General features: G+C 62.1%; 20 protein-coding genes. 13 read left to right on the top strand and 7 right to left on the bottom strand.

The window, feature by feature from the left end:
* Nucleotides 1-115: 115 nt before the first annotated feature.
* Both VL598_RS00865 and VL598_RS00860 read left to right on the top strand, forming a co-directional pair.
* A complete protein-coding gene (locus VL598_RS00865; RefSeq protein ID WP_325324808.1) occupies nucleotides 116-1873 on the top strand; it encodes a glycosyltransferase family 39 protein in 1758 nt (585 codons plus the stop codon).
* Between the two features lie 15 nt (nucleotides 1874-1888).
* Nucleotides 1889-3307 carry an MATE family efflux transporter gene (locus VL598_RS00860; RefSeq protein ID WP_325324854.1) on the top strand — a complete coding sequence of 473 codons (1419 nt, stop codon included), beginning with the start codon at nucleotides 1889-1891 and terminating at the stop codon, nucleotides 3305-3307.
* Between the two features lie 135 nt (nucleotides 3308-3442).
* On the opposite strand, the gene clpB is transcribed toward VL598_RS00860, so the two are convergent.
* On the bottom strand, nucleotides 3443-6040 hold the full coding sequence (clpB, locus tag VL598_RS00855; protein ID WP_325324807.1) for an ATP-dependent chaperone ClpB: 2598 nt from the start codon (nucleotides 6038-6040) through the stop codon (nucleotides 3443-3445).
* 263 nt (nucleotides 6041-6303) lie between these two features.
* Here clpB and VL598_RS00850 point away from each other — a divergent pair, with 263 nt between their 5' ends.
* Nucleotides 6304-6879, top strand: coding sequence for a group III truncated hemoglobin (locus tag VL598_RS00850; RefSeq protein ID WP_325324853.1), 576 nt, complete (start codon nucleotides 6304-6306; stop codon nucleotides 6877-6879).
* A gap of 191 nt (nucleotides 6880-7070) precedes the next feature.
* Here the strand turns inward: VL598_RS00850 and moaE are convergent, their stop codons facing one another.
* The 6 genes from moaE to VL598_RS00820 form a co-directional block, all read right to left on the bottom strand.
* Complete coding sequence (gene moaE, locus VL598_RS00845; protein ID WP_325324806.1) at nucleotides 7071-7541, bottom strand: molybdopterin synthase catalytic subunit MoaE; 471 nt, start codon at nucleotides 7539-7541, stop codon at nucleotides 7071-7073.
* A 28-nt stretch (nucleotides 7542-7569) separates the two neighbouring features.
* On the bottom strand, nucleotides 7570-7827 hold the full coding sequence (moaD, locus tag VL598_RS00840; protein ID WP_325324805.1) for a molybdopterin converting factor subunit 1: 258 nt from the start codon (nucleotides 7825-7827) through the stop codon (nucleotides 7570-7572).
* 72 nt (nucleotides 7828-7899) lie between these two features.
* Nucleotides 7900-9168: a gephyrin-like molybdotransferase Glp gene (gene glp, locus VL598_RS00835; protein WP_325324804.1), complete on the bottom strand. Its 1269-nt coding sequence runs from the start codon at nucleotides 9166-9168 to the stop codon at nucleotides 7900-7902.
* Between the two features lie 103 nt (nucleotides 9169-9271).
* A complete protein-coding gene (gene thrC / locus VL598_RS00830) occupies nucleotides 9272-10723 on the bottom strand; it encodes a threonine synthase (protein WP_325324803.1) in 1452 nt (483 codons plus the stop codon).
* Nucleotides 10724-10812: 89 nt separating this feature from the next.
* Nucleotides 10813-12138 (bottom strand): homoserine dehydrogenase, encoded by a 1326-nt coding sequence (locus VL598_RS00825; RefSeq protein ID WP_325324802.1) that lies wholly within the window; start codon nucleotides 12136-12138, stop codon nucleotides 10813-10815.
* A gap of 99 nt (nucleotides 12139-12237) precedes the next feature.
* Nucleotides 12238-13476, bottom strand: a complete 1239-nt coding sequence (locus VL598_RS00820; RefSeq protein WP_325324852.1) for a pyridoxal phosphate-dependent aminotransferase — start codon at nucleotides 13474-13476, stop codon at nucleotides 12238-12240.
* A gap of 496 nt (nucleotides 13477-13972) precedes the next feature.
* Here VL598_RS00820 and VL598_RS00815 point away from each other — a divergent pair, with 496 nt between their 5' ends.
* The 10 genes from VL598_RS00815 to VL598_RS00770 all read left to right on the top strand — a co-directional run bounded on the left by VL598_RS00815 (nucleotide 13973) and on the right by VL598_RS00770 (nucleotide 24666).
* The gene (locus VL598_RS00815) at nucleotides 13973-14347 is read left to right on the top strand and encodes an Mth938-like domain-containing protein (protein WP_325324801.1); all 375 of its coding nucleotides are present in this window, start codon (nucleotides 13973-13975) and stop codon (nucleotides 14345-14347) included.
* Between the two features lie 188 nt (nucleotides 14348-14535).
* Nucleotides 14536-16272, top strand: coding sequence for a glycosyltransferase family 39 protein (locus VL598_RS00810; protein ID WP_325324800.1), 1737 nt, complete (start codon nucleotides 14536-14538; stop codon nucleotides 16270-16272).
* Nucleotides 16273-16351: 79 nt separating this feature from the next.
* The gene (locus tag VL598_RS00805; protein ID WP_325324799.1) at nucleotides 16352-16723 is read left to right on the top strand and encodes an SMR family transporter; all 372 of its coding nucleotides are present in this window, start codon (nucleotides 16352-16354) and stop codon (nucleotides 16721-16723) included.
* 116 nt (nucleotides 16724-16839) lie between these two features.
* Entirely contained in the window at nucleotides 16840-17994 is a 1155-nt protein-coding gene (locus tag VL598_RS00800) for a DegT/DnrJ/EryC1/StrS aminotransferase family protein (protein WP_325324798.1), read from the top strand.
* A gap of 5 nt (nucleotides 17995-17999) precedes the next feature.
* On the top strand, nucleotides 18000-19031 hold the full coding sequence (locus tag VL598_RS00795) for a glycosyltransferase (protein ID WP_325324797.1): 1032 nt from the start codon (nucleotides 18000-18002) through the stop codon (nucleotides 19029-19031).
* The gene (locus tag VL598_RS00790) at nucleotides 19028-19975 is read left to right on the top strand and encodes a formyltransferase (RefSeq protein WP_325324796.1); all 948 of its coding nucleotides are present in this window, start codon (nucleotides 19028-19030) and stop codon (nucleotides 19973-19975) included. Before VL598_RS00795 ends, VL598_RS00790 begins: the two co-directional genes overlap by 4 nt.
* Nucleotides 19972-21039: a bifunctional UDP-4-keto-pentose/UDP-xylose synthase gene (locus VL598_RS00785; RefSeq protein WP_325324795.1), complete on the top strand. Its 1068-nt coding sequence runs from the start codon at nucleotides 19972-19974 to the stop codon at nucleotides 21037-21039. Before VL598_RS00790 ends, VL598_RS00785 begins: the two co-directional genes overlap by 4 nt.
* Before the next feature lie 13 nt (nucleotides 21040-21052).
* Nucleotides 21053-21949, top strand: a complete 897-nt coding sequence (locus VL598_RS00780; RefSeq protein WP_325324794.1) for a polysaccharide deacetylase family protein — start codon at nucleotides 21053-21055, stop codon at nucleotides 21947-21949.
* A gap of 90 nt (nucleotides 21950-22039) precedes the next feature.
* Nucleotides 22040-22501 (top strand): peroxiredoxin, encoded by a 462-nt coding sequence (locus VL598_RS00775; protein WP_325324793.1) that lies wholly within the window; start codon nucleotides 22040-22042, stop codon nucleotides 22499-22501.
* 347 nt (nucleotides 22502-22848) lie between these two features.
* Entirely contained in the window at nucleotides 22849-24666 is a 1818-nt protein-coding gene (locus tag VL598_RS00770) for a PhoH family protein (protein ID WP_325324792.1), read from the top strand.
* The last annotated feature ends 363 nt before the right edge of the window (nucleotides 24667-25029 follow it).

Here is a 25029-nt window from a genome sequence, read left to right as displayed (position 1 = left end):
TTGCCGCGGCATCCCGGACGATGCGCGATACTGACGCCAGGCAGCGTCGAAGTCTTACAATGCTTGTTCCTGAAACGCGCAGCCAAAATAGAAAAAACGACCGCCGCTCATTTGCATGAAAACTGTTGTCCGTCTTACCGCCTCCGCAACGCGCGCCTTGCCACGCTCGCTCTTGCTCGCCATCTCGATCGTCTACGCCGCCTTCGGGCTCTTCGGCCGAGACCCCTGGAAGAACGAGGATGCCGCGGGCTTCGGCGTCATGTGGACAATGGCCAACGGCGGAATCCATGACTGGCTGTTGCCGAACCTCGTCGGGAAGTTCATCACCGAGAGCGGCCCCGCAGGCTACTGGCTCGGCGCGCTTTGGATTCGCCTCTTGGAGCCGTGGATTGCGGCCACCGATGCCGCACGCATCTCGACGGGTATCCTCTTTTGCCTGACTTGCGCATTGGTCTGGCATGCAGCGTACTTGCTCGGCCGCCGCCCCGAGGTTCAGCCTTTCAAATACGCGTTTGGCGGTGAGCCGGAACCGCGCGACTACGGGCGCACACTGGCGGACGGTGCCCTGCTGATTCTTTTAGCCTGCTTCGGGCTCGCTGAGCGCGGTCATGAGACGACCCCGCAGCTCGCGCAATTCATGAGCATCGCGCTTGTCCTCTACGGGCTCGTGCTCGCCCTCGACACTCCCTTGCTCGGCTCGCTCTGCTGGGCGGTGGGACTCGGGCTCGTGGGCCTGAGCGGCAACCTGCTGCTCGTCGCTTTGCTGCTGGCCGGCACGCTCTCTATGGCGGCGATCGTGCGCGAAGCACGCTCCGTCTGGCTGCTGGCGGTGGGTGTGCCGCTCGCGCTCGCCCTGAGCGCAGCTTGGCCTGCCGTTGTTCTCAACTTGTATCCGGACGACGCAAGCTGGTTCCTCGAACAATGGATCAACGGCAGCATCAACCGGTTTTCTGCGCCACCGGGACATGTCGTCATTTACGCATTCAAGAACCTGCCGCTGTTCACTTGGCCTGTGTGGCCACTCGCGGCCTGGGCCTGGTTCAGCTGGGGTGGCCTGCGCCGCCGTCCCCATATCGCGGTGCCGCTCGCTGTCGTTCTGCCTGTGCTGATCATGTCGGTGCTGCAAAGCCACCAGACGAACCAGCTCTACATCCTCCTGCTGCCGCCGCTCGCAGTGCTCGCAACGTTCGCGCTTCCCACATTGAAGCGCGGGGCGATCAATGCAATCGACTGGTTTGCCGTGCTGTGCTTCACGATACTCAGCACATTCGTCTGGCTTGTCTGGCTCGCATCACAGACGGGATCCCCCCACCCGCTTGCACGCAACCTCTCGCGCCTTGTGCCCGGATACGTCCCGCATTTCGATGCGGTCTCGTTCGCTTGCGCCATTGCAGTGACCCTCTTCTGGTACGGCCTCGTCCATTGGCGTGTTGCACGGCATCCGAAAGTTCTTTGGCGCAGCGTAGTGCTGACGAGCGCCGGCACGACGCTCATGTGGGTGCTGCTGATGACGCTGTGGCTCCCGATCGTCAACTACAGCCGGACTTACCGGGACGTCGCGTTACAGATTGCGCAGCATCTGCCTGACGACTACACCTGTATTGCTCCGGTGCGCCTCGGCGATGCGCAACTCGCGTCGTTCGCCTACTTCGCCGACATGCACTTTTCATTCGACGGCGACTGCGACGTCTTGCTGCGTCAGGACCAACAGGACTTCAGCGACCCGAGCCCGATGCCGAGCTACGTCTGGCAGCCTGTCTGGGAAGGCCGCCGAGCGGCCGACCGTGACGAGCGCTTCCGGCTCTACGTGCGAATCGATCGCCCCAAGGCGACGATCCAGCATCACCCAAGGCCGGCCGTCCGCCAACATTAATACGATGGCTGAATGATGTTCGCAGACATGCGCCGGATCGCCGGCCTCGCGTGGCCGGTCCTGATTGGCCAACTGGCCATCATTGCCTTTGGTCTCATCGACACGGTGATGGCAGGCCGTTATTCGGCCGTCGACCTCGCCGCCCTCGGGCTTGGGTCATCGATTTACGTGTCGGTCTACGTCGGTCTGACCGGCGTCGTGCTGGCGCTGCAGCCGATCGCCGGACAGCTCTTCGGCGCGCGGCGCGAAGCCGAAATTGGCGAGCAAGTGCGCCAGGCTCTCTGGCTCGCCGCGGCGCTGGCCGTGCTCGGCTTCACGCTCATGGCCTTCCCAGGGCGCCTGCTCGCGATCTCACACGTGCCGCCGGCCCTCTATCATCGAACCGAGCTCTATTTGCGCATTGCCGCAGTTGGCCTGCCGGCGGCGCTGGTTTTCCGCGTCTACTCGGCGTTGGCGAACGCAGTCGGTATGCCGCGGCTCGTGATGATCCTTCAGATCGGCGCGTTGGGTGCCAAAATTGCGCTGAACTTCTGGTTCGTCTTTGGGGGATTCGGCCTCGCGCCACTCGGTGGTCCCGGTTGTGCGCTCGCGAGCACCGTCATCAATTTCGTGCTCGCCGCAATCGGCATCACCCTCCTCGCCCGTCTCGACGTCTTCGCCCCGTTCGGTATCTTCTCGCGCTTTTCCTGGCCCAACCGGCGACGGCAGGCGGAATTGTTGAAGCTCGGCCTGCCGATGGGACTGTCTTATCTCATCGAAGTCACGTCGTACGCGTTTATGGCGCTTTTCATCGCGCGATTCGGCACAACGACGCTCGCGGGGCACCAGATCATCGGCAATTTCGGCGCCGCGCTTTACATGACGCCGATGTCGATCGGCATTGCAACGTCGACGCTCGTCGCCCATGCCCTCGGCGCACACCGGTACGACGCGGCGCGCTCGCTCGCGCGGCACGGCATGACGATGGCGTTCGTGATCGGCTGCTGCTACGCGGCCATCGCGTTCATCCTGCGGCCCGCGATCATCGCCGGCTATACGCCCAACCCGGCCGTCATCGCAGCCGCCATGCCGCTCATGCCCGTCATGCTCGTCTATCACGTCTTCGATACGATTCAGACAGCGACGTCCTTCGTTTTGCGTGCTTATCGCGTCGCCGTCGTGCCGACCGTCATCTATGCGGTGGCCCTTTGGGGCGTCGGTCTCGGCGGCGGCTATTGGCTCGGCTTCAACGTCGGCGGTTTCACGCCAGCCTGGTTGATTGGCGCGCGCGGCTTTTGGGCCGCGAACGCGGCAAGCTTGGCGGTGGCCGGCTGCGGGCTCTTTATCTACTGGCGTTCGGTCAGCACCCACTTTCAAGCGAAGGCGATCGTCGACCCCGTTGAACCGCATTTGGCAACGACGCCAACTCGATCGGCCCATGACGAAACCGCTTGAGCGACCTGCGCCGTAAGCGGTGCGCGTACCCTCTCGGCAAAAAATCTCGTCGAAAAACAGGAAGAACACAAGGCAGCAGCGAGCCCCAGGTGCTCGACTGCTACCTCCATGGGGCCCCTTCAGTCACGCTCCGGTTCAGTGCACGACTCGCTCGAAAGCGAATTTGCCGTCCTCGAACTCGACCGGAATGACGTCCTTCGGCCCGAACCGGCCCGACAGAATCAGCTTGGCGACCGGATTCTCGATCTCTTGCTGAATCGCGCGCTTGAGCGGCCGTGCGCCAAAGAGCGGATCGTAGCCGACCTTCGCGATCTGTTCGAGCGCCTCGTCGGACACAACCAGCTGCATGTCGAGCTTCGCCAGCCGCTCGTGCACGCGCTGCAGCTGAATCTTCGCGATCGACTCGATATGCTCACGATCAAGCGAGTGGAAAACCACGACTTCATCGATCCGGTTCAGGAACTCAGGCCTGAACTGCAGCTTAACTTCGGCCCAGACCGCTTCCTTGATGTCTTCCTGCGACTGCGACGACATGGACTGAATCATCTGCGAACCGAGGTTCGACGTCATAACGATGACGGTATTCTTGAAGTCGACGGTGCGTCCCTGGCCGTCGGTCATTCGGCCATCGTCGAGCACCTGCAGCAGCACGTTGAAGACGTCCGGGTGAGCTTTTTCGATCTCGTCGAGCAGAATCACGCTGTACGGCTTGCGGCGCACGGCCTCAGTGAGGTAGCCGCCCTCCTCATAGCCGATATAGCCCGGCGGCGCGCCAATGAGCCGCGCGACGCTGTGCTTTTCCATGAACTCGCTCATGTCGATGCGAATCAGCTGATCTTCGGAATCGAACAGGAACCCGGCAAGCGCTTTGCATAACTCCGTCTTGCCGACACCCGTCGGGCCCAGAAACAAAAAGGAGCCATACGGCCGGTTCGGATCGGCAAGGCCCGCGCGCGAGCGGCGGATTGCATCGGCCACCGCGCTGATCGCCTCGTCTTGGCCCACCACGCGCTCGTGCAGCTTCGCCTCAATCTGCAGCAGTTTTTCCCGCTCGCCCTGCATCATCCGCGCGACCGGAATGCCGGTCGCACGCGAGACGACCTCCGCGATTTCCTCCGCACCCACCTGCGTGCGCAACAGTCGCGGCCGCGACGGATTATGCTGCTCCCTCGCTTCAGCCTGCGTGACCTGCTTCAGACGCGATTCCAGCTCGGGCAGCTTGCCGTATTGCAGCTCGGCAACCTTGTCCAGCTTGCCTTCCCGCTGCAAACGCACAATCTCGGCACGCGTCTTCTCGATCTCTTCCTTCAGCTGCGCGCTGCCCTGCACGGCCGCCTTCTCGGCGGTCCAGATCTCATCGAGATCCGAATACTCGCGGTTCAGCCGTTCGATTTCCTCCTCGATGAGCTGCAAGCGCTTTTGCGACGCCTCGTCCTTTTCCTTCTTCACCGCCTCGCGCTCGATCTTCAGCTGGATTAGGCGTCGGTCGAGCCGATCCATCGCCTCGGGCTTCGAATCGATTTCCATCTTGATCTTGGAAGCTGCTTCGTCGATGAGGTCGATGGCCTTGTCGGGCAGGAAGCGGTCCGTGATATAGCGATGCGACAGCTCCGCCGCCGCGACGATGGCGGGATCCGTGATGTCGACGCCGTGGTGGAGTTCGTAGCGCTCTTGCAGACCGCGCAGAATCGCAATCGTAGCCTCGACGGTCGGCTCGTCCACGAGCACCTTCTGGAAGCGCCGCTCGAGCGCCGCGTCCTTTTCGATGTACTTTCGGTACTCATCGAGCGTCGTCGCGCCGATGCAATGCAATTCGCCGCGGGCAAGTGCCGGCTTCAGCATGTTCCCCGCATCGATCGCCCCTTCGGCCTTGCCCGCGCCGACCATGGTGTGAATCTCGTCGATGAAGACAATCGTCTGGCCTTCGTCGCGCGCGATGTCGTGCAGCACCGCCTTCAGGCGCTCTTCAAATTCGCCCCGGTACTTGGCGCCGGCGAGCAATGCCGCCATGTCGAGCGACAGTACGCGCTTGCTCTTGAGCGACTCGGGTACCTCTCCGTTGACGATGCGCTGCGCGAGTCCTTCGACGATCGCCGTCTTGCCGACACCCGGCTCGCCGATCAGCACAGGGTTATTCTTCGTGCGCCGCTGCAAAATCTGGATCGCGCGGCGGATTTCGTCGTCGCGGCCGATCACTGGGTCTAGCTTGCCCGAACGTGCGCGCTCGGTCAGATCGACTGTGTACCGCTTCAGCGCTTCGCGCTGACTTTCGGCTTCGGCGCTATGGACTTGAGCACCGCCGCGCACAGCGACGATCGCCGATTCGAGTGCGCGGCGCGTGAGGCCGTGTTGCCGCACGAGCCGGCCCGCCTCGCCCTTGTCGTCGGCAACTGCAAGCAAAAACATCTCGCTCGCGATGTAGCTGTCGTTAAGCTGCTGCGCTTCCTTATCCGCCTGATTCAAGAGGCCGTTAAGCTCACGGCTCAGTTGGATGTTGCCGTCGGTCCCTTGCACCTGCGGCAGGCGGGAAATGGCGTCGTTCAGCGCCGTTTGCAGCGCCTGCATGTGCACGCCCGCGCGCGACAAGAGCGAACGCGCCGAGCCATCCTCCTGCGCGATCAATGCGGCGAGCACGTGCACAGGCTCCAGGTATTGCTGCCCGCGCCCAGCCGCAAGGCTCTGTGCGTCGGAGAGCGCCTCCTGGAATTTGGTAGTGAATTTGTCGATCCTCATGAAGAGACCTCCAATTTTTGACTACCACCAACATGAGGGGCACAACGCTCGTTTCAAGCACGATTTTTCAACAATCGTCGTTCGAGGTCGCGACTTGCCGCTCTTAACAGCGTGATGAGTTTTGGGTACGCCATCCCGCGATACGATCACCCGATTTATACTGCTTTGTCGCGCAATTTGGCAGTATGCCCCGAGCGTTGCGGTGTCATCCCGCGTCGCGTCCGGCCTTCCCGATTCTTATGAGCCCCCCTCCCGTTTCCAGCATGTCGGCACCTGCGGCCGCTTCCAGTCAAGTCCCGTCGAGATGCGCTGAACCTACCGAAGCGAATATCCGCGAGCTGGTGTATGCGTTCTATGATCGCGTTCGCGCCGATGCATTGCTGGGCCCGATCTTCGACAAAGCTCTCCAGGGCCGATGGGACGAGCATTTACCGAAGATGTGTCTGTTCTGGGGCAGCCTCGTGCTTGGCGACAAGCGCTATCGCGGCAATGTGCAGCAGCCCCACCAAGCACTGGAAGGCGTCGAGCCACGGCACTTCAGCCGTTGGCTGCACCTCTTTCTCGATACAGTATGCGAGCGCTACGAACCGGCCGCCGCCGTCCGCTTCATGGAACCGGCTTTGAGGATCGCCCAAAGCCTGCAGTTGAGCCGATTTGGCTGGGACTACACGATACCGGCCGAGCAGCAGGCTTTACTCGAGCAGATCGCACCGAGACGACGCGGCGAGGAAACGACGCCTCATACCCCCGATGCGCCCCACCTGCGCCCGAGAACTCGCGGCGAGCCGTTTCCGGCAAAGATCATCGGGCGTGGCGCGGCCGAAACTGAGACTGAGTGATGGATTGATCCGCCGACTAGCGAATCGGGCGAGTCTGGAGGATCTAGCGAGTCGGGCCGGTCGTCTGCTACCGGATGCAAGGGGCTAGCGCATCGAGCCGCTCATCGGCCAGAGGGAAATCAGTCCTGCTACTCGCCTTGTGCCGCGCTTCCTTCGACCGATAGGACCACGAATGACGTCGGCCCCTCGTTTCAACGTGCGTTGTTCGCGTCGAGCCCCCAACGGGCGAGCGCTTCATCATCGGAAACCCGAGCGTCGACCCACCGCTCGCCGGCCTCCGTCGTCTCCTTTTTCCAGAACGGCGCCTGGGTTTTCAGGTAGTCCATCACGAACTCGCAGGCCGCGAACGCCTCATGGCGGTGGGCCGCTGTAGTCGCCGCCAGAACGATTTGGTCCATCGGGTAGAGCTTGCCCACCCGGTGCACGATGAGAACGTCAGAGCCGGGCCAGCGCTTGCGCGCCTCGTCGACAATCGCCTCTAGCGCCTTTTCGGTCATGCCAGGGTAATGCTCGAGTTCCATGGCGGCCACGTTGGAGCCCTCGTTGAGGTCCCGAACAGTCCCCACGAAGCAGGCCACGGCCCCGACCTTCGAATTACATGCGCGCAAGGCCGCAAGTTCGTCGCTCACATCGAAATCGGCAGTCTGTACGCGAACGGTCATGATTTTCCTCTCTTGCCCCAATCGCTTGTCAGCCGCCCGTCACGGGCGGAAAGAATGCCACTTCACAGCCGTCGGTGAGTCGCACCGTCGCATCGGTCATCGCATGGTTGCAGGCCATGCGCAACGCGCGGCCCTCGGCCAACGCGTCAGCCCACCCGCCTCCCCGCTCGCGCAGCCAAGCGCGCAAGTCACCGACGGTGACGATGCCTTCCGGCAAGTCGACCGTCTCCTGGGAGAGCCCGAGCGTCTCGCGCACGCTCGCAAAATACCTCAGTTCAATCTTCATCTATAGCAATTCGGTTGGATGCCCGTCGTGATTGAGCGCCGATTCAGCGCTCAATTCGTCGACTCGGTCCGTTCAAGCCAGCAAGTCGGAAAACGGAAGAAAACGCACGGTCTGGCCCTCGGTGATCGCATGGTTCACCGGGTTATCGATCAGCCCATCGCCCCATACGGTCGAAGTCAGCACGGCCGAACTCTGGTTATCGAACACATCGAGGCCGCCCGCGTCGTTGATCCGGGCACGCAAAAACTCATTGCGGCGGTCTGATTTCGTCTGACTGAAGTCGGCCCGCAGTGACAATGCCCTCGGTGCGACGTCGCGCACGCCACCCAGGCGCAGCAAAAACGGCCGGACAAACAATAAAAATGTGACGAAACTCGAAACCGGATTGCCCGGCAGTCCGATGAAAAACGCCTCTTGGCCGCCCTCCGTCTCATCCGTTGCGTCGGCGCTGCGACGAACAGCACCGAACGCAAGGGGCTTGCCGGGCTTCATCGCAATTTGCCAGAGATCGAGACGTCCGAGCGCCTGAACCGCCGGCTTGACATGGTCCTCCTCGCCGACAGAGACACCGCCCGACGTCAGGATCAAGTCATGCTCGCGCGCAGCGTCCTTCAGCGCGGCTTGCGTGGCGTCGAGCCGGTCCGGAATGTTGCCGTAATCGGTCACCTCGCAGCCGAGCCGCTCGAGCAGCCCACGCAGCGTAAAGCGGTTCGAGTTGTAGATGGCGCCAGGGGCAAGCGGTTCGCCGGGCATCGTGAGCTCGTCGCCCGTGAAAAACACGGCCACCTTGACGCGCCGGGCCACCGTCAGTTGAGCGCAGCCAGTCGACGCTGCCAGACCAAGCGCTTGCGGGGTGAGGCGGCTGCCGGCCGGCAGGATCACTGAGCCGAGTTGGATGTCGGCGCCTTGCGCCGTGATCCACTCCCCGGTCGTTGGCAAGTCGAGAATCTCGACGGTGTCGCCGAACGCTTCGGTCTGTTCCTGCATGACGACCGCGTCCGCGCCCGGGGGCATCGGCGCACCGGTAAAAATCCGTGCCGCCGTGCCGGCAGCCAACGGCTCAGCCGGATGTCCGGCCGCAATGCGCTGCGAGATCGGCAGGCGGCGCTCGTCGTGCGACAGGTCGGCGCAGCGTACCGCGTAGCCATCCCTGGCGCTGATGGTCATCGGCGGAACGTCAAGGCCGGAGACGACGTCAGCCGCGAGCACTCGGTTCAGCGCGTCGAGCGTCGAAATGGTTTCGGTGCCGCTCACCGGCTTGGCGGCCGCGAGCAGCGTGGCCAGCGCGTCAGCCGTCGAAATGAGCGGCGGACGAGCGGCGGAAGTTTCATGCGTGGACATCGAAGTGACGGCGTTTTTTCGGCGAGACTGACATTGTAGCGACGCGCGCGCGACTCGGGTGCAAGTCGCCGGCACCCAGCCGGGCGGTCCAAACTACTCCAAACTAAAGGCCCGTATGCTCGGCGACGAAATCTTTGACCGCCGCCGCGTCGGCTGACAGCACCTCGAACCGCTGTGGTTGTGCCTCCAGGCCTTCGAAGGCCGCCGGGCGCTCCGGCTCGCGTCCAAGCGCCTCGTGAATCGTCTCCCCGAATTTGAGCGGCTGAGCGGTCTCGAGAACAATCATCGGCACACCCGCTTGCAAGTGCTCCCGAGCCACCTTCAGGCCGTCAGCGGTATGGGTATCGATCATGGTGCCGTAGCGGGCATACACGTCGCGGATCACCTCGATGCGATCGGCATGCGTGCTGCGGCCCGAGACGAAGCCAAACGCTCGCACGCGTGCCAGGTCGCCACTGGCAGCAAGATCGAAGCCGCCCTTTTCCTCGACGTCGCGGAACAGCTGTAGCACCCGAGCAGGGTCGCGCCCGAGCAGATCGAAAACGAAACGCTCGAAGTTCGACGCCTTCGAGATGTCCATGCTCGGGCTGCTGGTGTGATGCGTCTCTGCAGCGCCGCGTACGCGATAGACGCCCGTGCGAAAGAACTCGTCGAGCACGTCGTTCTCGTTTGTTGCAACGACGAGCTTTTCGATCGGCAGACCCATCATTCGTGCGATGTGACCCGCGCAGACATTGCCAAAGTTGCCCGACGGCACGGTAAACGAGACACGCTCACTATTCGCGCGCGTCGCGGCGAAGTAGCCCTTGAAGTAATAGACAACCTGCGCGACGACGCGCGCCCAGTTGATCGAATTGACGGTGCCGATTCGATACCGGGCTTTGAACGCGTGATCGTTCGAGACGGCCTTCACGATGTCCTGGCAGTCGTCGAACACGCCTTCGATCGCGATGTTGAAGATGTTCGGTTCCTGCAGGCTGTACATCTGCGCCGTTTGGAACGCACTCATCTTGCGGTGTGGCGAGAGCATGAACACGCGAATGCCCGCCTTGCCGCGCATCGCGTACTCGGCGGCGCTGCCCGTGTCGCCCGAGGTCGCCCCAAGAATGTTGAGGCTTTGCCCGTGCTTGGCGAGGGCGTACTCGAACAGGTTACCGAGCAGCTGCATCGCCATATCCTTGAACGCGAGCGTCGGCCCGTTCGAGAGGGCAAGCAGCGACAGCGGCGCGCCAGCTTCAACGCCAAGCTGCTTCAGCGGCGCGATGGCATGCGCGTTTTCGCCTGCCCGCACGTTGCAGTAGACGTCCGCCCGATAAGTGCGATGCACGAGCGCACGAAGATCGTCGGCCGGAATGTCGTCGCTGAACTTCGAAAGGATTTCGAACGCCAGATCGGCATACGACAGCGAACGCCAGCGCTCGAGCTCGTCGGCCGACACGCGCGGGTACTCGGCCGGCAGGTACAGCCCGCCGTCTTTCGCGAGGCCTCCGAGCAGGATGTCGGAGAAGGTATGTCGCTCGCCGATGCCGGCGCCGCGAGTCGAAATGTAGTTCATGATATCGCTTCGATTCTGCTGGATTCAGGCGGAGCGCCGTATCGCTGCGGCGCGTCTGCGGCGCTTCCCCGGCGCTGAGTCACCACCGATTAAAGTAACGCCTCAATGCGCAGCTTTGTCACCTTGGAGATAACGGTAGCAAGCGCTTCGATGCGCACAACCGCCGCATTCAGGCTCTTTTCGAACGTGTCGTGGGTGACGATTACCACATCGGTTTCCCCATCCACCGCAATCTGTTCGGACTCCCGCTGCAGCATTGCATCGATCGAGATGTCCGCATCCGCAAGCAGGCGCGTGATGTCGGCGAGTACGCCCGGCACGTCGGACACGCGTAGGCGCAGGTAATAGCCGCTCGTCACGTCGTCGATCGGCAGAATGGGCGTATCGGAGAGGCTATGCGGCTGAAATGCAAGATGCGGCACGCGGTGTTCCGGGTCGGCCGTATGAAGCCGGGTGACATCGACCAAGTCGGCGACAACGGCCGATGCAGTCGGCTCCGCGCCTGCGCCCTTGCCGTAGTAAAGGGTTGCGCCCACCGCATCGCCATGTACCTCGACGGCGTTCATCGCGCCCTCGACGCTCGCAAGCAGGCGCTTGGCCGGGATCAGCGTCGGGTGCACGCGCAACTCGATGCCACGTTCGGTGCGCCGGGTGATGCCAAGCAACTTGATTCGATAGCCGAGATCTTCGGCGTACGTGATGTCGGTCGCATCGAGCTTCGAAATGCCTTCGATGTAAGCCCGGTCAAATTGCACCGGCACGCCGAACGCGATCGCACTCATGATCGTCAGCTTGTGAGCGGCGTCGACACCTTCGATATCGAACGTCGGATCGGCCTCGGCATACCCGAGCGCCTGCGCGCCCGCGAGCGCCGTTGCAAAGTCCACGCCGCGCTCGCGCATCTCGGAGAGGATGTAGTTGGTCGTGCCGTTGATGATGCCGGCGATGTACTGGATCCGGTTCGCCGTCAACCCCTCGCGCAACGCCTTGATGATCGGGATGCCCCCCGCGACGGCCGCCTCGAAGGCAACCATGACGCCCTTCGCCCGTGCCGCGGCAAAAATCTCGGTGCCGTGCACGGCAAGCAACGCCTTGTTGGCAGTCACGACATGCTTGCCGTTGTCGATCGCTCGCAGCACGAGCTCACGGGCAAAGTCCGTGCCGCCAATCAGCTCGGCCACAATGTCGATCTGTGGATCGGCGACGACCGCGTTGAAATCGCTGCCGACCTCCACACCGCCGGCCGCATCACCGAGCGCGGCAAGCGCTTTGGCTGGATTGCGCACCGCGATACGGGCCACTTCGATGCCGCGCCCGGCGCGGCGCATAATCTCTTCCTGGTTGCGTCGCAGCACCGTAAAGGTGCCGCTACCCACCGTGCCGAAGCCCAACAAGCCAACTTTGATCGGTTCCATGCAGCGTCTGTCAAGAATGGGTGAAGCGTGGTGAAACATCGATGAAGAGCAAATTGCGGGCGCTAGCTTGACTTAACGCGATGCGCCCGCGAGCACGCGTTACGTGCTGTGCCGCTTACGATAGCCGTCGAGAAAACGTGCGATTCGGCTGAGAGAATCGACGAGATCGTCCGAATTGGGTAGAAATACAACCCGGAAGTGGTCGGGGCGCGGCCAGTTGAAGCCGGTGCCCTGGACAAGCAGGACACGCTCTTCGAGCAGCAGGTCGAGCACGAACTTCTGGTCGTCTTGGATCGGATAGATCTTGGGATCGAGACGCGGGAACATGTAAAGCGCCGCCTCGGGCTTCACGCAGCTCACGCCGGGAATCGCGTTGAGCATGTCGTAGGCAATCTCGCGCTGCTTGTGAAGCCGCCCGCCCGGCACAATCAAATCGTTGATGCTCTGATAGCCGCCGAGCGCCGTCTGGATCGCGTACTGCCCCGGCACGTTCGGGCACAGCCGCATCGAAGCCAGAATGCCCAGCCCCTCGAAGTAGTCGGCAGCGCGGCGGCGGTTCTCGCCCGTCAAGCCGGATACATACATCCAGCCGGCACGGTATCCGCAAGACCGATAGCTTTTCGAGAGACTGTTGAACGTGACGGTCAACACGTCTTCGGACAGCGCCCCGACCGACGTGTGCTGCCTGCCGTCGTAGACGATCTTGTCGTAGACCTCATCGGCAAAGATGACGAGGCCATGCTGACGCGCAATCTCGACCAGTTCGAGCAACAGATCATCCGAGTACAGCGCTCCCGTCGGATTGTTGGGGTTGATGATGACGAGGGCGCGCGTGTTCGGTGTGATCTTCGCACGCACATCATCGGGGTCCGGCATCCACCCGTTCAATTCATCGCAAATGTAGTGCACGGGAGTGCCGCCCGACAGGCTGACAGCGGCCGTCCAAAGCGGATAGTCGGGCGCCGGCAGCAGCACTTCGTCGCCGTCGTTCAACAGGCCCTGCATCGCCATCACGATCAGCTCGGAAGCGCCGTTTCCGAGGTAGATGTCATCCAGTTCAACACCGATCACACCCTTTTGCTGCGTGTAGTGCATGATCGCCTTGCGCGCCGCAAATACGCCCTTCGAATCCGAGTAGCCGGACGAGGTAGGCAAATTGCGGATCATGTCCTGCACGATCTCGTCCGGTGCGTCGAACCCGAACGGGGCGAGATTGCCGATATTGAGCTTGATGATACGGTGGCCTTCCTCTTCAAGCCGCTTCGCGTGCTCGAGCACTGGCCCGCGGATGTCATAGCAGACGTTCAGCAGCTTGTTCGATTTTAGAATCGGTTTCACCACGGCAGAGGTTCCCTGAAAGCCTGAAAAATGGCGACGCGGCCCTAGCGCGCCGGGGCGCGCTTCGCCACTTTACGCTGGTAAGGTGTGTTCAGCACGCGGGCAACCGAGCACACGTCTCGTTTCGCCCAATTGCTGCGGTCCAGGAGCAGACCCGATGGAAGCGGCGCAGCGGCACTATACCCTTGGAAGCACCATTGACGCTCCTGTGCCCCCCTGCGCCCCTTTTGCGACCGCTTTTGGTGGCCACTTGAGGTGCTGGTTCCAGGTGCCGGTTTTAGGCGCCTGCTTCGGGTGCGCTTCGGTACCACTTCGGTACTTTTGGCGGCGTTCATGCGCCAGCCACACCGAAGGACGCCGTCCGGCGGTTAAAAAGTTATAATTTAGCGGATTCTGGCCAGGTTTCGCAATGTACGAAGCCGCGCGGAACCGCTCGCGGTCCAGACTAACCACTTCAGGCAACCCGCACTGCACCGGAAACCACGGAACCACGGATTTGAAACTACACCAGGATCCAAGCGGCGTCCTTAACACCGTCACCGGTTATGGCGCCCATTACGTCGACGTCAACCTCCAGCGCCACGAAAGTAGCATCGTGGTGCTGCCGGACGCGCCCGTCATGTCTTGGCCTGTGTGCTCCTTCGAAACCCTCACCCCCGAACATTTCGAGATCGTGCGAGCCTACGCGCCTGAAGTCGTCGTGCTGGGCACTGGCGAGCGCCTACGCTTTCCGCACCCGCGGCTCACGGCCGCGCTGCTTGCTCAACGCATCGGCGTTGAAGCCATGGACGTCATGGCTGCCTGCCGAACCTACAACATCCTGATGGCCGAAGGCCGTCGCGTTGCCGCGGCCCTGCTCATCGAGCGATGACGAGCCGTTTGCCGACACGCCGCAGCGTGCGCGTCCTTACGAGGACATCCCATCACCCCGCCCGGCGAGCGCGTGCGACGCTCGCCGCTTCGGCCGCGCGATTCGTTTTTGGGCGTGCAACGCCCACGCGCGTGGCTCTCGCAGCCCGTTCGCCGCATACCCGGCTTCGCTAGAGGGATTTTCATCTAATGCCGCTCCAACGTTCTTCCCGTGCTGCCAGCACTGCGCCGGCCGACACCTTCGCTCTCGCCAGCGCTTCCGCACCCGATTTGCCGCTCGGTCGCATCGCGCTGTGGCTGCTTGTCATCGCGTTTGCGATCGTCTGGTTCGTGCCGCTCGGCTGGCGACACCTCGTACCCAGCGACGAAGGTCGCTATGCCGAAATGGCGCGCGAGATGTTCCTCACGGGGGATTGGATCACCCCGCGCTACAACGGCTACAAGTACTTCGAAAAACCGCCGCTGGAAACCTGGGCGAACGCACTCACTTTTGCCTGGTTCGGCATTGGCGAATGGCAAGCGCGGCTCTACACGGCCCTTACGGGCTTCGCGGGCGTACTGCTCGCGGGCTACACAGGCAAACGCCTCTATAGCCCCGCCGCAGGGTTCGCCGCGGCGCTCGTGCTCGCCTGCGCCCCTTACTGGAGCCTCATGGGCCACTTCAACACGCTCGACATGGGTCTGTCCTTCTGGATGGAGCTCACGCTGTGCGCGATGCTGCTCGCGCAACGCGGCGAGGCGACTGCCCGCGAAGCTCGGCTGTGGATGTGGACATGTTGGGCATCGATGGCGCTGGCGGTACTCTCCAAAGGGCTGATCGGCATTCTGCTGCCCGGCGCGACGCTGGTGTTCTATACCGCCATCGCACGCGATTGGGCAATCTGGAAGCGCCTGAGGCTTGTGAGTGGCGTCATCATCTTCTTCGCGGTCGCGACGCCCTGGTTTGTCCTCGTGCAACAGCGCAACCCGGAGTTCCTCAACTTCTTTTTTGTTATTCAGCAGTTCGAGCGCTATCTGACGCCCGATCAGCACCGTCCGGGGCCGTTCCATTACTTTGTCTGGGTCATCCTGATCGGCTTTCTGCCCTGGCTGTCGATCGCGGTGCAAAGCGTGCGCCATGCCGCACGTGAAGCAGTTCACCACAACGGTTTCCAGCCGGCCACCCTGCTCTTCGTCTGGTCGGGTTTCATCTTCCTTTTTTTCAGCGCCTCGCACTCGAAACTTGTTTCGTACGTGCTGCCCATCGCGCCTGCGCTCGCACTGCTCATCGGCGCGTATTTGCCGCAAGTACCGCGAAAAACATGGCAGCGCCACCTCGTCGGCTATGCGATTTTCTTGGTCGCCGCCGCAGTCGGCGCAGTTTTCCTCGGCAAGTTAGGCAGCGCACGCACGCCAAACGAGCTTTACCGCGAATTTCGCGTATGGGCGTTCGCAGCGATTGGAACCGCATTCGTGCTGACCCTCATCGCACTATGGCTAGCCCGCCGCCCGCGAGGGGCCGTGCTGCCCTCGGCCGTCGCATTCGGCGCCGCCTGGCTATTGCTCGCCACGATCGCCGGCACGGGCCACGATGTCTTCGGCCAGCAGAGCTCCGGCGCGCCGCTGGCGCCAGCAGTCAAGGCCGCGCTCGCGCGCCTGCCCGCCGACACACCGTTTTACTCGGTCGGGGTCCTCGACCATACGATGCCGTTTTACATCGGCCATACGATGATCATGGTTCAGGATCCCAACGAGCTCGCGTTTGGCGTCCACCAAGAGCCTCAGAAATGGGTTCCGACCATCGCCGAGTGGATCACGCGATGGCGCGCCACCCCCTATGCGCTCGCGTTGATCCCGCGGGAGCGCTACCCGGAGCTGGTAGCGCAGCACGTACCGATGCGCGTTGTCGCCAGCGATGAGCGCCGCGTCATTGTCGAAAAGCCGTGAGGCGCAGTGCTTGTCGGCCACCCGCTGGTGGCGCCTGGCAGGCACGGCCGTATCCCGCCACAAAAAGACCACCCTATCGATGAACCCGATTTCATTTATTTGCATCTTGACGGGCGTCATGCTGAACGCCGGCGCGCAGTTGTTGCTGAAAGCGGGAGTGAATGCCGTTGGACAGTTTGAATTCACCCGTGCGAACATTCTCCCCGTCGGCCTGAAGTTGGCGACGCAGGTGCCGATCATCGGCGGGCTCGCCTGCTACGTCGTGAGCGTCGGGGTATGGGTCGTCGGGCTGTCGCGCGTCGACGTATCGATCGCCTATCCGATGCTGTCGTTGGGCTACGTCGTCAACGCGTTCGCGGCTTGGTATCTTTTCGGCGAAGTGCTGTCGATGCATCGGCTCGCCGGTATTGCGATCATTCTGATTGGTGTGCTCGTGCTCGCGCGCAGCTGAGGCGAGCTGCCTGACGCTTATGAATCCAAGCCCGGCAGACTTGGCCGGCTCGCATGATATGAACCCTTGCGGCCCCGGTTGCCGCATTCACTTTTATCCGTGCAAAGCGTTCACTCATGAACCAGGAACACCCTCCATTCTTGCCGTTCGTGCGGCCGGAAATCGACGAAGAAACGATTCAGGGCGTAGTTGATGTGCTGCGCTCCGGCTGGATCACGACGGGCCCGCAAAACGAGGCCTTCGAGAAGCAATTGTCGGCTTATTGCGGTGGACGGCCCGTGCGCGCGTTCAACTCTGGCACCGCCACCCTCGAGATCGGGTTGCGCATTGCGGGCGTGCGCCCCGGCGACGAAGTCATCACGACGCCCGCTTCGTGGGTCGCCACAAGCAATGTCATTCTCGAAGTCGGTGCGGTCCCTGTTTTTGTCGATATCGATCCGCGCACTCGCAATATCGACTTGAACCTGGTGGAACAAGCGATCACGCCGCGCACCAAGGCGATCATGCCGGTCTATCTCGCAGGGCTGCCCGTCGACATGGACCGGCTCTACGAGATCGCCCGCGCATACAAGCTGCGTGTGATCGAGGACGCCGCGCAGGCATTGGGTTCGACGTGGCACGGCGAGCGCATCGGCAAGCTCGGCGACATCGTGTCGTTCAGCTTCCATCCGAACAAGAATGTGACTTCGATCGAAGGCGGCGCGCTCGTGCTCAACGACGAGCGCGAGTCGGAGCTTGCGCGCAAGTACCGGCTGCAGGGCATTACCCGCACGGGTCTCGACGGTATGGATTGCGACTTGCTCGGGGGCAAGTACAACCTGACGGACGTCGCCGCGCGCGTGGGCCTCGGGCAACTGGCGCAGATGGAGCGCTTTACGGCCAAGCGCAAAACGCTCGCCCAGTCGTACCTCGCGCGTTTCGAACAGGGCGCTGCGCGCGAACTCGGCATCGGTCTGCCCGTTGCGGATTTCGCAAATAGCAATTGGCACATGTTTCAGATCACGCTGCCGCTCGAGCGGCTCACCATCGACCGCGCCCGCTTCATGCAGATCATGCAGGAGAAATACCGGATCGGAACCGGCGTGCATTACCCTGCCATCCATCTTTTCACGCTGTACCGTGCACGCGGCTTCGCGGCGGGCATGTTTCCGCACGCGGAGCGCTTCGGCGAGACGACGCTGACGCTGCCGCTCTTTACGCAAATGAGCGAGGGCGATGTGACGCGTGTGTGCGACGCCGTCGATGAAATCTGCGCAGAACACGGGAAATAATAAGAATGAGCTACATGGAACAACGTTCGGCGCACCCGGAAGTCTCGGTCATCATTCCTGTCTACAACGAGGAAGACGGGCTCAAGGGGCTCTTTGCGCGCCTTTATCCTGCGCTCGATGCGCTCGGCGCCACGTACGAGGTGATCTTCATCAATGACGGCAGCCGCGACAAGTCGGCCGCGCTGCTGGCGGAGCAATTCCGCGCGCGGCCCGACACGACCCGCGTCGTACTGCTCTCCGGCAATTACGGCCAGCATATGGCGATTCTTGCCGGCTTCGAGCACTCGCGCGGCACGATCGTCCTAACGCTCGACGCCGACCTCCAAAACCCGCCGGAGGAAATCGGCAAGCTCGTTGCGAAAATGCGCGAAGGGTACGACTACGTCGGCTCGATCCGCCGCGATCGTCAGGATACGCTTTGGCGGCGCAAGGCGTCGCGGGCGATGAACCGTCTTCGCGAGCGCATCACACGCATCAAGATGACCGACCAAGGCTGCATGCTGCGTGCCTACAGCCGCGAGATCATCGATACCATCAACCGCTGTGGCGAAGTCAATACGTTCATCCCGGCGCTCGCCTATACGTTCGCGCAAAAACCGATTGAGGTGGAAGTCGCGCATGAAGAGCGGTTTGCCGGCGAATCGAAGTATTCGTTTTACAGCCTCATGCGGCTCAATTTCGATCTCGTCACCGGTTTTTCGGTCGTGCCGCTGCAGTGGCTGTCGTTCGTCGGCGTGATTTTGTCGATGGGCTCCGCGGGCCTCTTCCTGCTGCTCCTCATCCGCCGGTTCGTGATCGGCGCCGAAGTCGAGGGCGTGTTCACGCTTTTCGCCATCACCTTCTTCATGCTGGGCGTCATCATCTTTGCACTGGGACTGCTCGGTGAGTACATCGGCCGGATCTATCAGCAAGTCCGCGCCCGGCCGCGTTATCTCGTGCAGACGGTGCTCGAGGCTCGCGAAGGCGATGCGATGTCGTCCGCCACCGCGCGCACAGCGCATGCCGCACGCATCACCCACGAAGGCGGGCAATCATGAGGCCGCGCGCCGTCGTCTTCGCCTACCATAACGTCGGCGTGCGATGCCTGCAGGTACTGCTCGCTCGCGGCGTGGACGTGGCGCTCGTCGTCACCCACGAAGACAGCCCGAGCGAAACGATCTGGTTCGGCAGCGTTGCCGCCGTCGCAGCGGAGCATGGTATCGAGGTCATCAAGCCCGCCGATCCGAACGATGACGCACTGCGCGACGCCGTGCGCCGCGCTCAGCCCGATTTCATTTTTTCGTTCTACTACCGGCACATGCTGCCCACCGATGTGCTCGCGCTCGCCCCGCGCGGTGCCTACAATATGCACGGCTCCCTGCTGCCGAAATACCGCGGGCGCGTGCCGACCAATTGGGCCGTGCTGAACGGTGAAGCGGAAACGGGCGCGACGCTGCATGAGATGACGGCGAAACCCGACGCAGGCTCGATCGTCGGCCAGACGAGCGTCCCGATTTTGCCCGACGACACCGCGCAGCAGGTGTTCGACAAAGTGACGGTAGCGGCCGAGCAGACGCTGTGGCGCGTGCTGCCGGCACTTTTAGCGGGCGAGGCACCCTGCCTGCCCAACGACACAGCACGCGGCAGCTATTTCGGCGGACGCAAACCCGAGGATGGCCGCATCGATTGGTCGCAATCGGGCGAGCGCGTCTACAACCTGATCCGCGCCGTCGCGCCACCGTACCCGGGTGCCTTCACCGACATCGGTGAGGTGCGCTTTATCGTCGCACAGGCCCGCCTTGCTCCGCCGGGCGTACGCATCGGCGCGCCGCGCACGAATTTGCCCCCGGGTCTGCACGTAAGCGATAATGCGTTTTTGGGCGTGTGCGGCGACGCACGCGTCATTGCCATTTCCGAACTATGGCATGCGCTCGACGGCAAGCCGGCCGTCATCACTCCCGCCGAGTTCCTTAAGCTTACTCATACTTCCCCTCATTCATGAAAACCGAAGGTTCAACAAAAAAAGTCCTGATTCTCGGCGTCAACGGTTTTATCGGCCATCACTTGTCGCAACGGATTCTTGAGACTACCGACTGGCAAGTCTTCGGCATGGATATGCAGACGGATCGACTAGGCGATCTGGTGAACCATGAGCGGATGCACTTTTTCGAAGGCGACATCACGATCAATCGGGAATGGGTGGAGTATCACGTCAAGAAATGCGACGTGATTTTGCCGCTCGTCGCAATTGCAACGCCGGCCACCTACGTGCAACAACCGCTGCGCGTCTTTGAACTCGACTTCGAGGCGAACCTTCCGATCGTGCGCTCGGCCGTGAAGTACGGCAAACACCTCGTGTTTCCGTCGACGTCCGAGGTCTACGGCATGTGCGCGGACGAGGAGTTCGATCCCGAGGCGTCGTCGCTCATCTACGGGCCGATCAACAAGCCGCGCTGGATCTACGCTTGCGCGAAGCAGTTGATGGACCGCGTGATCTGGGGCTACGGCATGGAGGGTCTCAACTTCACGCTGTTCCGCCCGTTCAACTGGATCGGGCCGGGCCTCGATTCGATCTATACGCCCAAGGAAGGCAGTTCGCGCGTCGTCACACAATTCCTCGGCCATATCGTGCGCGGCGAAAACATCAGCCTCGTTGACGGTGGCTCGCAAAAGCGCGCGTTCACTGACATCGGCGATGGCATCAGCGCGCTGATGAAGATCATCGAGAATCCGAACCGCGTCGCGTCCGGAAAGATCTACAACATCGGCAACCCCAAAAACAACTTTTCGGTACGCGAGCTCGCCCACAAGATGCTTGCGCTCGCCGCGGAGTACCCGGAGTACGCCGAATCGGCCAAGGCCGTGAAGCTCGTCGAAACCTCCTCGGGCGCCTACTACGGTCAAGGCTATCAGGACGTGCAAAATCGCGTGCCGAAGATCGAAAACACGATCGCCGAGCTCGGTTGGGCACCGCAAACGAGCTTCGATGATGCGCTGCGCAACATCTTCGAAGCCTATCGCGAGCATGTGTCCGACGCGCGCGCACTCGTCGAACAGCAACAATAAGGACGGCGACGCCTTGGCTCGCATCGTCCTCAAAATCGACGTCGATACGCTGCGTGGCACGCGCGAGGGGGTACCACACCTCGCGCGCATGCTCGATCGCTACAAGGCACGTGCCACCTTTCTTTTCAGCCTTGGCCCGGATCACACCGGCTGGGCGCTGCGCCGCGTCTTTCGGCCCGGTTTCTTGAAGAAGGTGTCGCGCACCTCCGTCGTCGAGCATTACGGCGTACGGCAATTGATGTACGGGGTCTTACTGCCTGGCCCCGACATCGGCGTACGCGCGGCCAGCGAAATGCGTGCAATTCACGAGGCAGGTTTCGAGTGCGGCATCCACACTTGGGATCATGTGTACTGGCAGGACAATGTCCGCCACCAGTCCAACGAGTGGACTGCACGCGAAATGCAGAAGAGCTACGAGCGATTTACGGACATTTTCGGAGCACCGCCGGCCACTCACGGTTCCGCGGGCTGGCAAATGAACGAGCACGCGTTTGTCCAGCTCGACGCCTGGGGCATGCGCTACGCCTCCGATGGCCGCGGCCACACACCGTACCGCCCTGTCGTTGGGAACCGCACGCTCTCACACGTCCAGCTACCGACCACGCTGCCCACGCTCGACGAACTGATCGGTATCGACGGTCTCGATGTGAACAGCGTTGCGGCGCACCTGTTGGCCGCGACGGAGCGCAACCCCCAAGACCAAGTCTTCACGCTGCATGCGGAACTCGAGGGGCAAAAGCTCGCACCTGTCTTCGAGCAGTTGCTGGCCGGATGGCACGCGCAAGGTCATACCTTTGCGACGATGGGCGATTACCACAGTGCGCTGGACCGCGACACGCTGCCATCGTACCCTGTCACATGGGGCGAAATTCCGGGCCGCTCGGGCGAGTTGATCGTGCAGCCCCATTGAGGCTGTCCGTCACATACCCCTTCGGGCGCATGGCCTGCCGCCCTACAATTGACTACACGCACAAGGTTTGCGCAATAAAAAGGAGAACCCGTGACCATCGCAGTCGACCAACCCGTGCCTGATTTCACCGCTGCGGCGACCGGCGGCGAGTTCACGCTGTCGAGCCTGAGAGGCAAGAAGGTGGTCTTGTACTTCTATCCCAAGGACAACACCCCCGGTTGCACGACCGAGGGGCTGCAGTTCCGTGACTTGCATCCGAAATTCAGCAAAGCCGGCGCAGAAATCGTCGGTGTTTCGCGCGACAGCGTGCGTTCGCACGATAATTTCAAAGCCAAGCTGGAGTTGCCGTTCACGCTGGTTTCCGATGCCGACGAAGCCCTGTGCACGCTCTTTGATGTCATCAAAATGAAGAAGATGTACGGCAAAGTGGTACGCGGCATCGAGCGCTCGACATTCCTGATCGACGCTGAAGGCGTACTGCGCCGCGAGTGGCGCGGCGTGAAGGTGCCGGGTCATGTAGACGAAATTCTCGAAGCTGTACAAGGAACCTGACGCGCGTTATATTGCGTTGCAATGAGTGCCTGTTCACCCAGTTTCCGTCGCTGCCGCGCCAGCATCTTTCGATGCCATGCCGATGCACTTGCGAGGCGCTGTGCGACGCTCGAGAAACGTCGAGCCGCTTGCTCCATTGCCACAAGGAGCGGCGGCTTTTTTGTTTCCTCGCTGCGGGGCGCAGCTGCCCGCGGCACTTTGACTGAGGAGTCGATCGACATCTAGGCGAACCGGCGTTTCGAAACTGACAGCGCGCCGCGTTGCTGCAACCAAGACCGCCGCCCGCGCGGTCCGCGTGCAGAACGTCAAGCGGCGCACGATTGCGACCCGATTCATCGAGGGAAACCATGCCTTTGCCCACCCCGCCGAGCAAGCTCGGCACGCTGTTGCCGCCCGATGAGTTCAAGGCCAAGGCTCGGCCTGCGAAAACCACGAAGAAACAGGGCACCGTTGGGGAGCAAGTGGAAGCGGCCGACTACGGCGCGACAGGCAGCCCGCTCAACGTCGCCGAGCCGATGCAACGTGCCGCGAACGCGACTGCGACGCTGCGCTCCGTGCCAACGCGCCCAGAAGCCGCATCCGTCACGAAAGAAGCCCCTTCGCCCTCGCGCGGCCGAAAAACGAAAGAGACGCCCGCACTGCTGCCCGTGTCCGCCGCGTCGCCAGTTGTCCGCAAGGAGCAGCCTTCTGCAACCACGCCTACGGCGGCGGCCCCGGCCCCAGTCGCAGCAAAAACGCAAGGGCGCGCTCGCAAAGCCGTCCCTGAAACGGAGATCCGCAAGCTCTTCGTTCTCGACACGAACGTGCTGATGCACGACCCGACGTGCCTTTTCCGCTTCGAGGAACACGACGTCTATCTTCCGATGATGACGCTCGAGGAGCTCGACAACCACAAGAAAGGCATGTCGGAGGTCGCACGCAACGCTCGTCAGGTCAGCCGCACGCTCGACGCGCTGGTCGCGGACACCGGCCAGATCGCCGATGGCCTTGCGTTGTCACGGCTCGGCAGCCGCGAAGCGCTCGGCCGCCTTTATTTCCAGACCCAGCTCGCCGATATCGAGCCCGTCGAAGGCTTGCCGCACGGCAAGGCAGACAATCAGATTCTGGGCGTCGTCCGCGCCCTGCAGCGCGACCGCGCGGACCGGCAGGTCGTGCTGGTGTCGAAAGACATCAACATGCGGATCAAGGCCCACGCCCTGGGCTTGCCCGCCGAGGATTACTTCAACGACCAGGTTCTCGAAGACAAGGATCTGTTGTTTTCGGGCGTGCGCGAGCTGCCGCAAGACTTCTGGACGAAGCACGCCAAGGGCATGGAGAGCTGGCAAGAGACGAAGACCGGCACGACGTATTACCGTGTCACGGGGCCGCTGTGTCCCTCTCTGCTCGTCAACGAGTTTCTTTTTCTGGAACCGAGCAACGGCGAGCCGGCGTTTCACGCGATCGTGCGCGAACTCAACGGCAAGACCGCTCTGCTGCAGACTCTGCGGGACTACACGCACCATAAGAACAACGTCTGGGGCATCACCGCACGCAATCGTGAGCAAAACTTTGCGCTCAATCTGCTGATGAATCCGGACATCGACTTCGTGACGCTGGTTGGACAAGCGGGCACAGGCAAAACGCTCGTGGCACTGGCCGCCGGCCTCGCGCAAGTGCTCGATGAAAAGCGCTACAACGAGATCATCGTGACGCGGGCGACGGTGCCTGTCGGAGAAGATATCGGCTTTTTGCCGGGTACCGAAGAAGAAAAAATGCAACCCTGGATGGGCGCGTTCGATGACAACCTGGAAGTCCTGCAAAAGACCGACGACAACGCGGGCGAATGGGGTCGTGCTGCCACGCAGGAGTTGATCCGATCGCGTCTGAAAGTGAAAAGCATGAACTTCATGCGCGGGCGTACGTTCGTCGACAAGTACCTGATTATCGACGAGGCGCAGAACCTCACGCCGAAGCAAATGAAAACGCTAGTCACACGTGCGGGTCCAGGGACGAAGATCGTGTGCCTCGGGAACATCGCGCAGATCGACACGCCGTACTTGACGGAAGGCAGTTCGGGGCTAACGTATGTGGTCGACCGTTTCAAGGGGTGGACGCACGGCGGGCACGTTACGCTCGCACGCGGCGAGCGCTCTCGCCTCGCCGACTACGCGTCCGATATCCTTTGATGCCACTGCGCGGCGGAGCATCTGCTGCGCGGCGAATCAGGCGACATAAGATCAAGCCCGGCATTAGCCGGGCTTTTTTTGCGCTCGCTTAATGCGACGGATGCTGAGCGTCCGTCGTGGAGCATCACCGGTCGCGCGCTCATACGGCTTTTCAACCGTATTGGCACGGGCCGCTTGGTCTTTCTATTTCACGCAACCACCGCTGTCTCGCCCATTTCGAACGGGCGTCGCCCGCAAACTTCAAGTCATTTCTCAAGAATTCTTGCGAGCGCCCCGCCTCTGAGGCTACCATCGCTCTAAACGGCTCATTTGTCAGTCAAACCACGAAAGAGCGGACGCGCGTTCGCCCTTGCCTTTCCGTTA

The organism is Trinickia sp. (assembly GCF_035492435.1).
Lineage (GTDB): Bacteria > Pseudomonadota > Gammaproteobacteria > Burkholderiales > Burkholderiaceae > Trinickia.
The sequence above is the reverse complement of the archived record's forward strand: the minus strand, read 5'-3'. Positions and strand labels throughout refer to the sequence as shown.

Coding starts and splice junctions, on each gene's coding strand:
- VL598_RS00865 (WP_325324808.1), top strand. CDS start 116: ATGAAAACTGTTGTCCGTCTTACCGCCTCCGCAACGCGCGCCTTGCCA.
- VL598_RS00860 (WP_325324854.1), top strand. CDS start 1,889: ATGTTCGCAGACATGCGCCGGATCGCCGGCCTCGCGTGGCCGGTCCTG.
- clpB (WP_325324807.1), bottom strand. CDS start 6,040: ATGAGGATCGACAAATTCACTACCAAATTCCAGGAGGCGCTCTCCGAC.
- VL598_RS00850 (WP_325324853.1), top strand. CDS start 6,304: ATGTCGGCACCTGCGGCCGCTTCCAGTCAAGTCCCGTCGAGATGCGCT.
- moaE (WP_325324806.1), bottom strand. CDS start 7,541: ATGACCGTTCGCGTACAGACTGCCGATTTCGATGTGAGCGACGAACTT.
- moaD (WP_325324805.1), bottom strand. CDS start 7,827: ATGAAGATTGAACTGAGGTATTTTGCGAGCGTGCGCGAGACGCTCGGG.
- glp (WP_325324804.1), bottom strand. CDS start 9,168: ATGTCCACGCATGAAACTTCCGCCGCTCGTCCGCCGCTCATTTCGACG.
- thrC (WP_325324803.1), bottom strand. CDS start 10,723: ATGAACTACATTTCGACTCGCGGCGCCGGCATCGGCGAGCGACATACC.
- VL598_RS00825 (WP_325324802.1), bottom strand. CDS start 12,138: ATGGAACCGATCAAAGTTGGCTTGTTGGGCTTCGGCACGGTGGGTAGC.
- VL598_RS00810 (WP_325324800.1), top strand. CDS start 14,536: ATGCCGCTCCAACGTTCTTCCCGTGCTGCCAGCACTGCGCCGGCCGAC.
- VL598_RS00805 (WP_325324799.1), top strand. CDS start 16,352: ATGAACCCGATTTCATTTATTTGCATCTTGACGGGCGTCATGCTGAAC.
- VL598_RS00800 (WP_325324798.1), top strand. CDS start 16,840: ATGAACCAGGAACACCCTCCATTCTTGCCGTTCGTGCGGCCGGAAATC.
- VL598_RS00795 (WP_325324797.1), top strand. CDS start 18,000: ATGAGCTACATGGAACAACGTTCGGCGCACCCGGAAGTCTCGGTCATC.
- VL598_RS00790 (WP_325324796.1), top strand. CDS start 19,028: ATGAGGCCGCGCGCCGTCGTCTTCGCCTACCATAACGTCGGCGTGCGA.
- VL598_RS00785 (WP_325324795.1), top strand. CDS start 19,972: ATGAAAACCGAAGGTTCAACAAAAAAAGTCCTGATTCTCGGCGTCAAC.
- VL598_RS00770 (WP_325324792.1), top strand. CDS start 22,849: ATGCCTTTGCCCACCCCGCCGAGCAAGCTCGGCACGCTGTTGCCGCCC.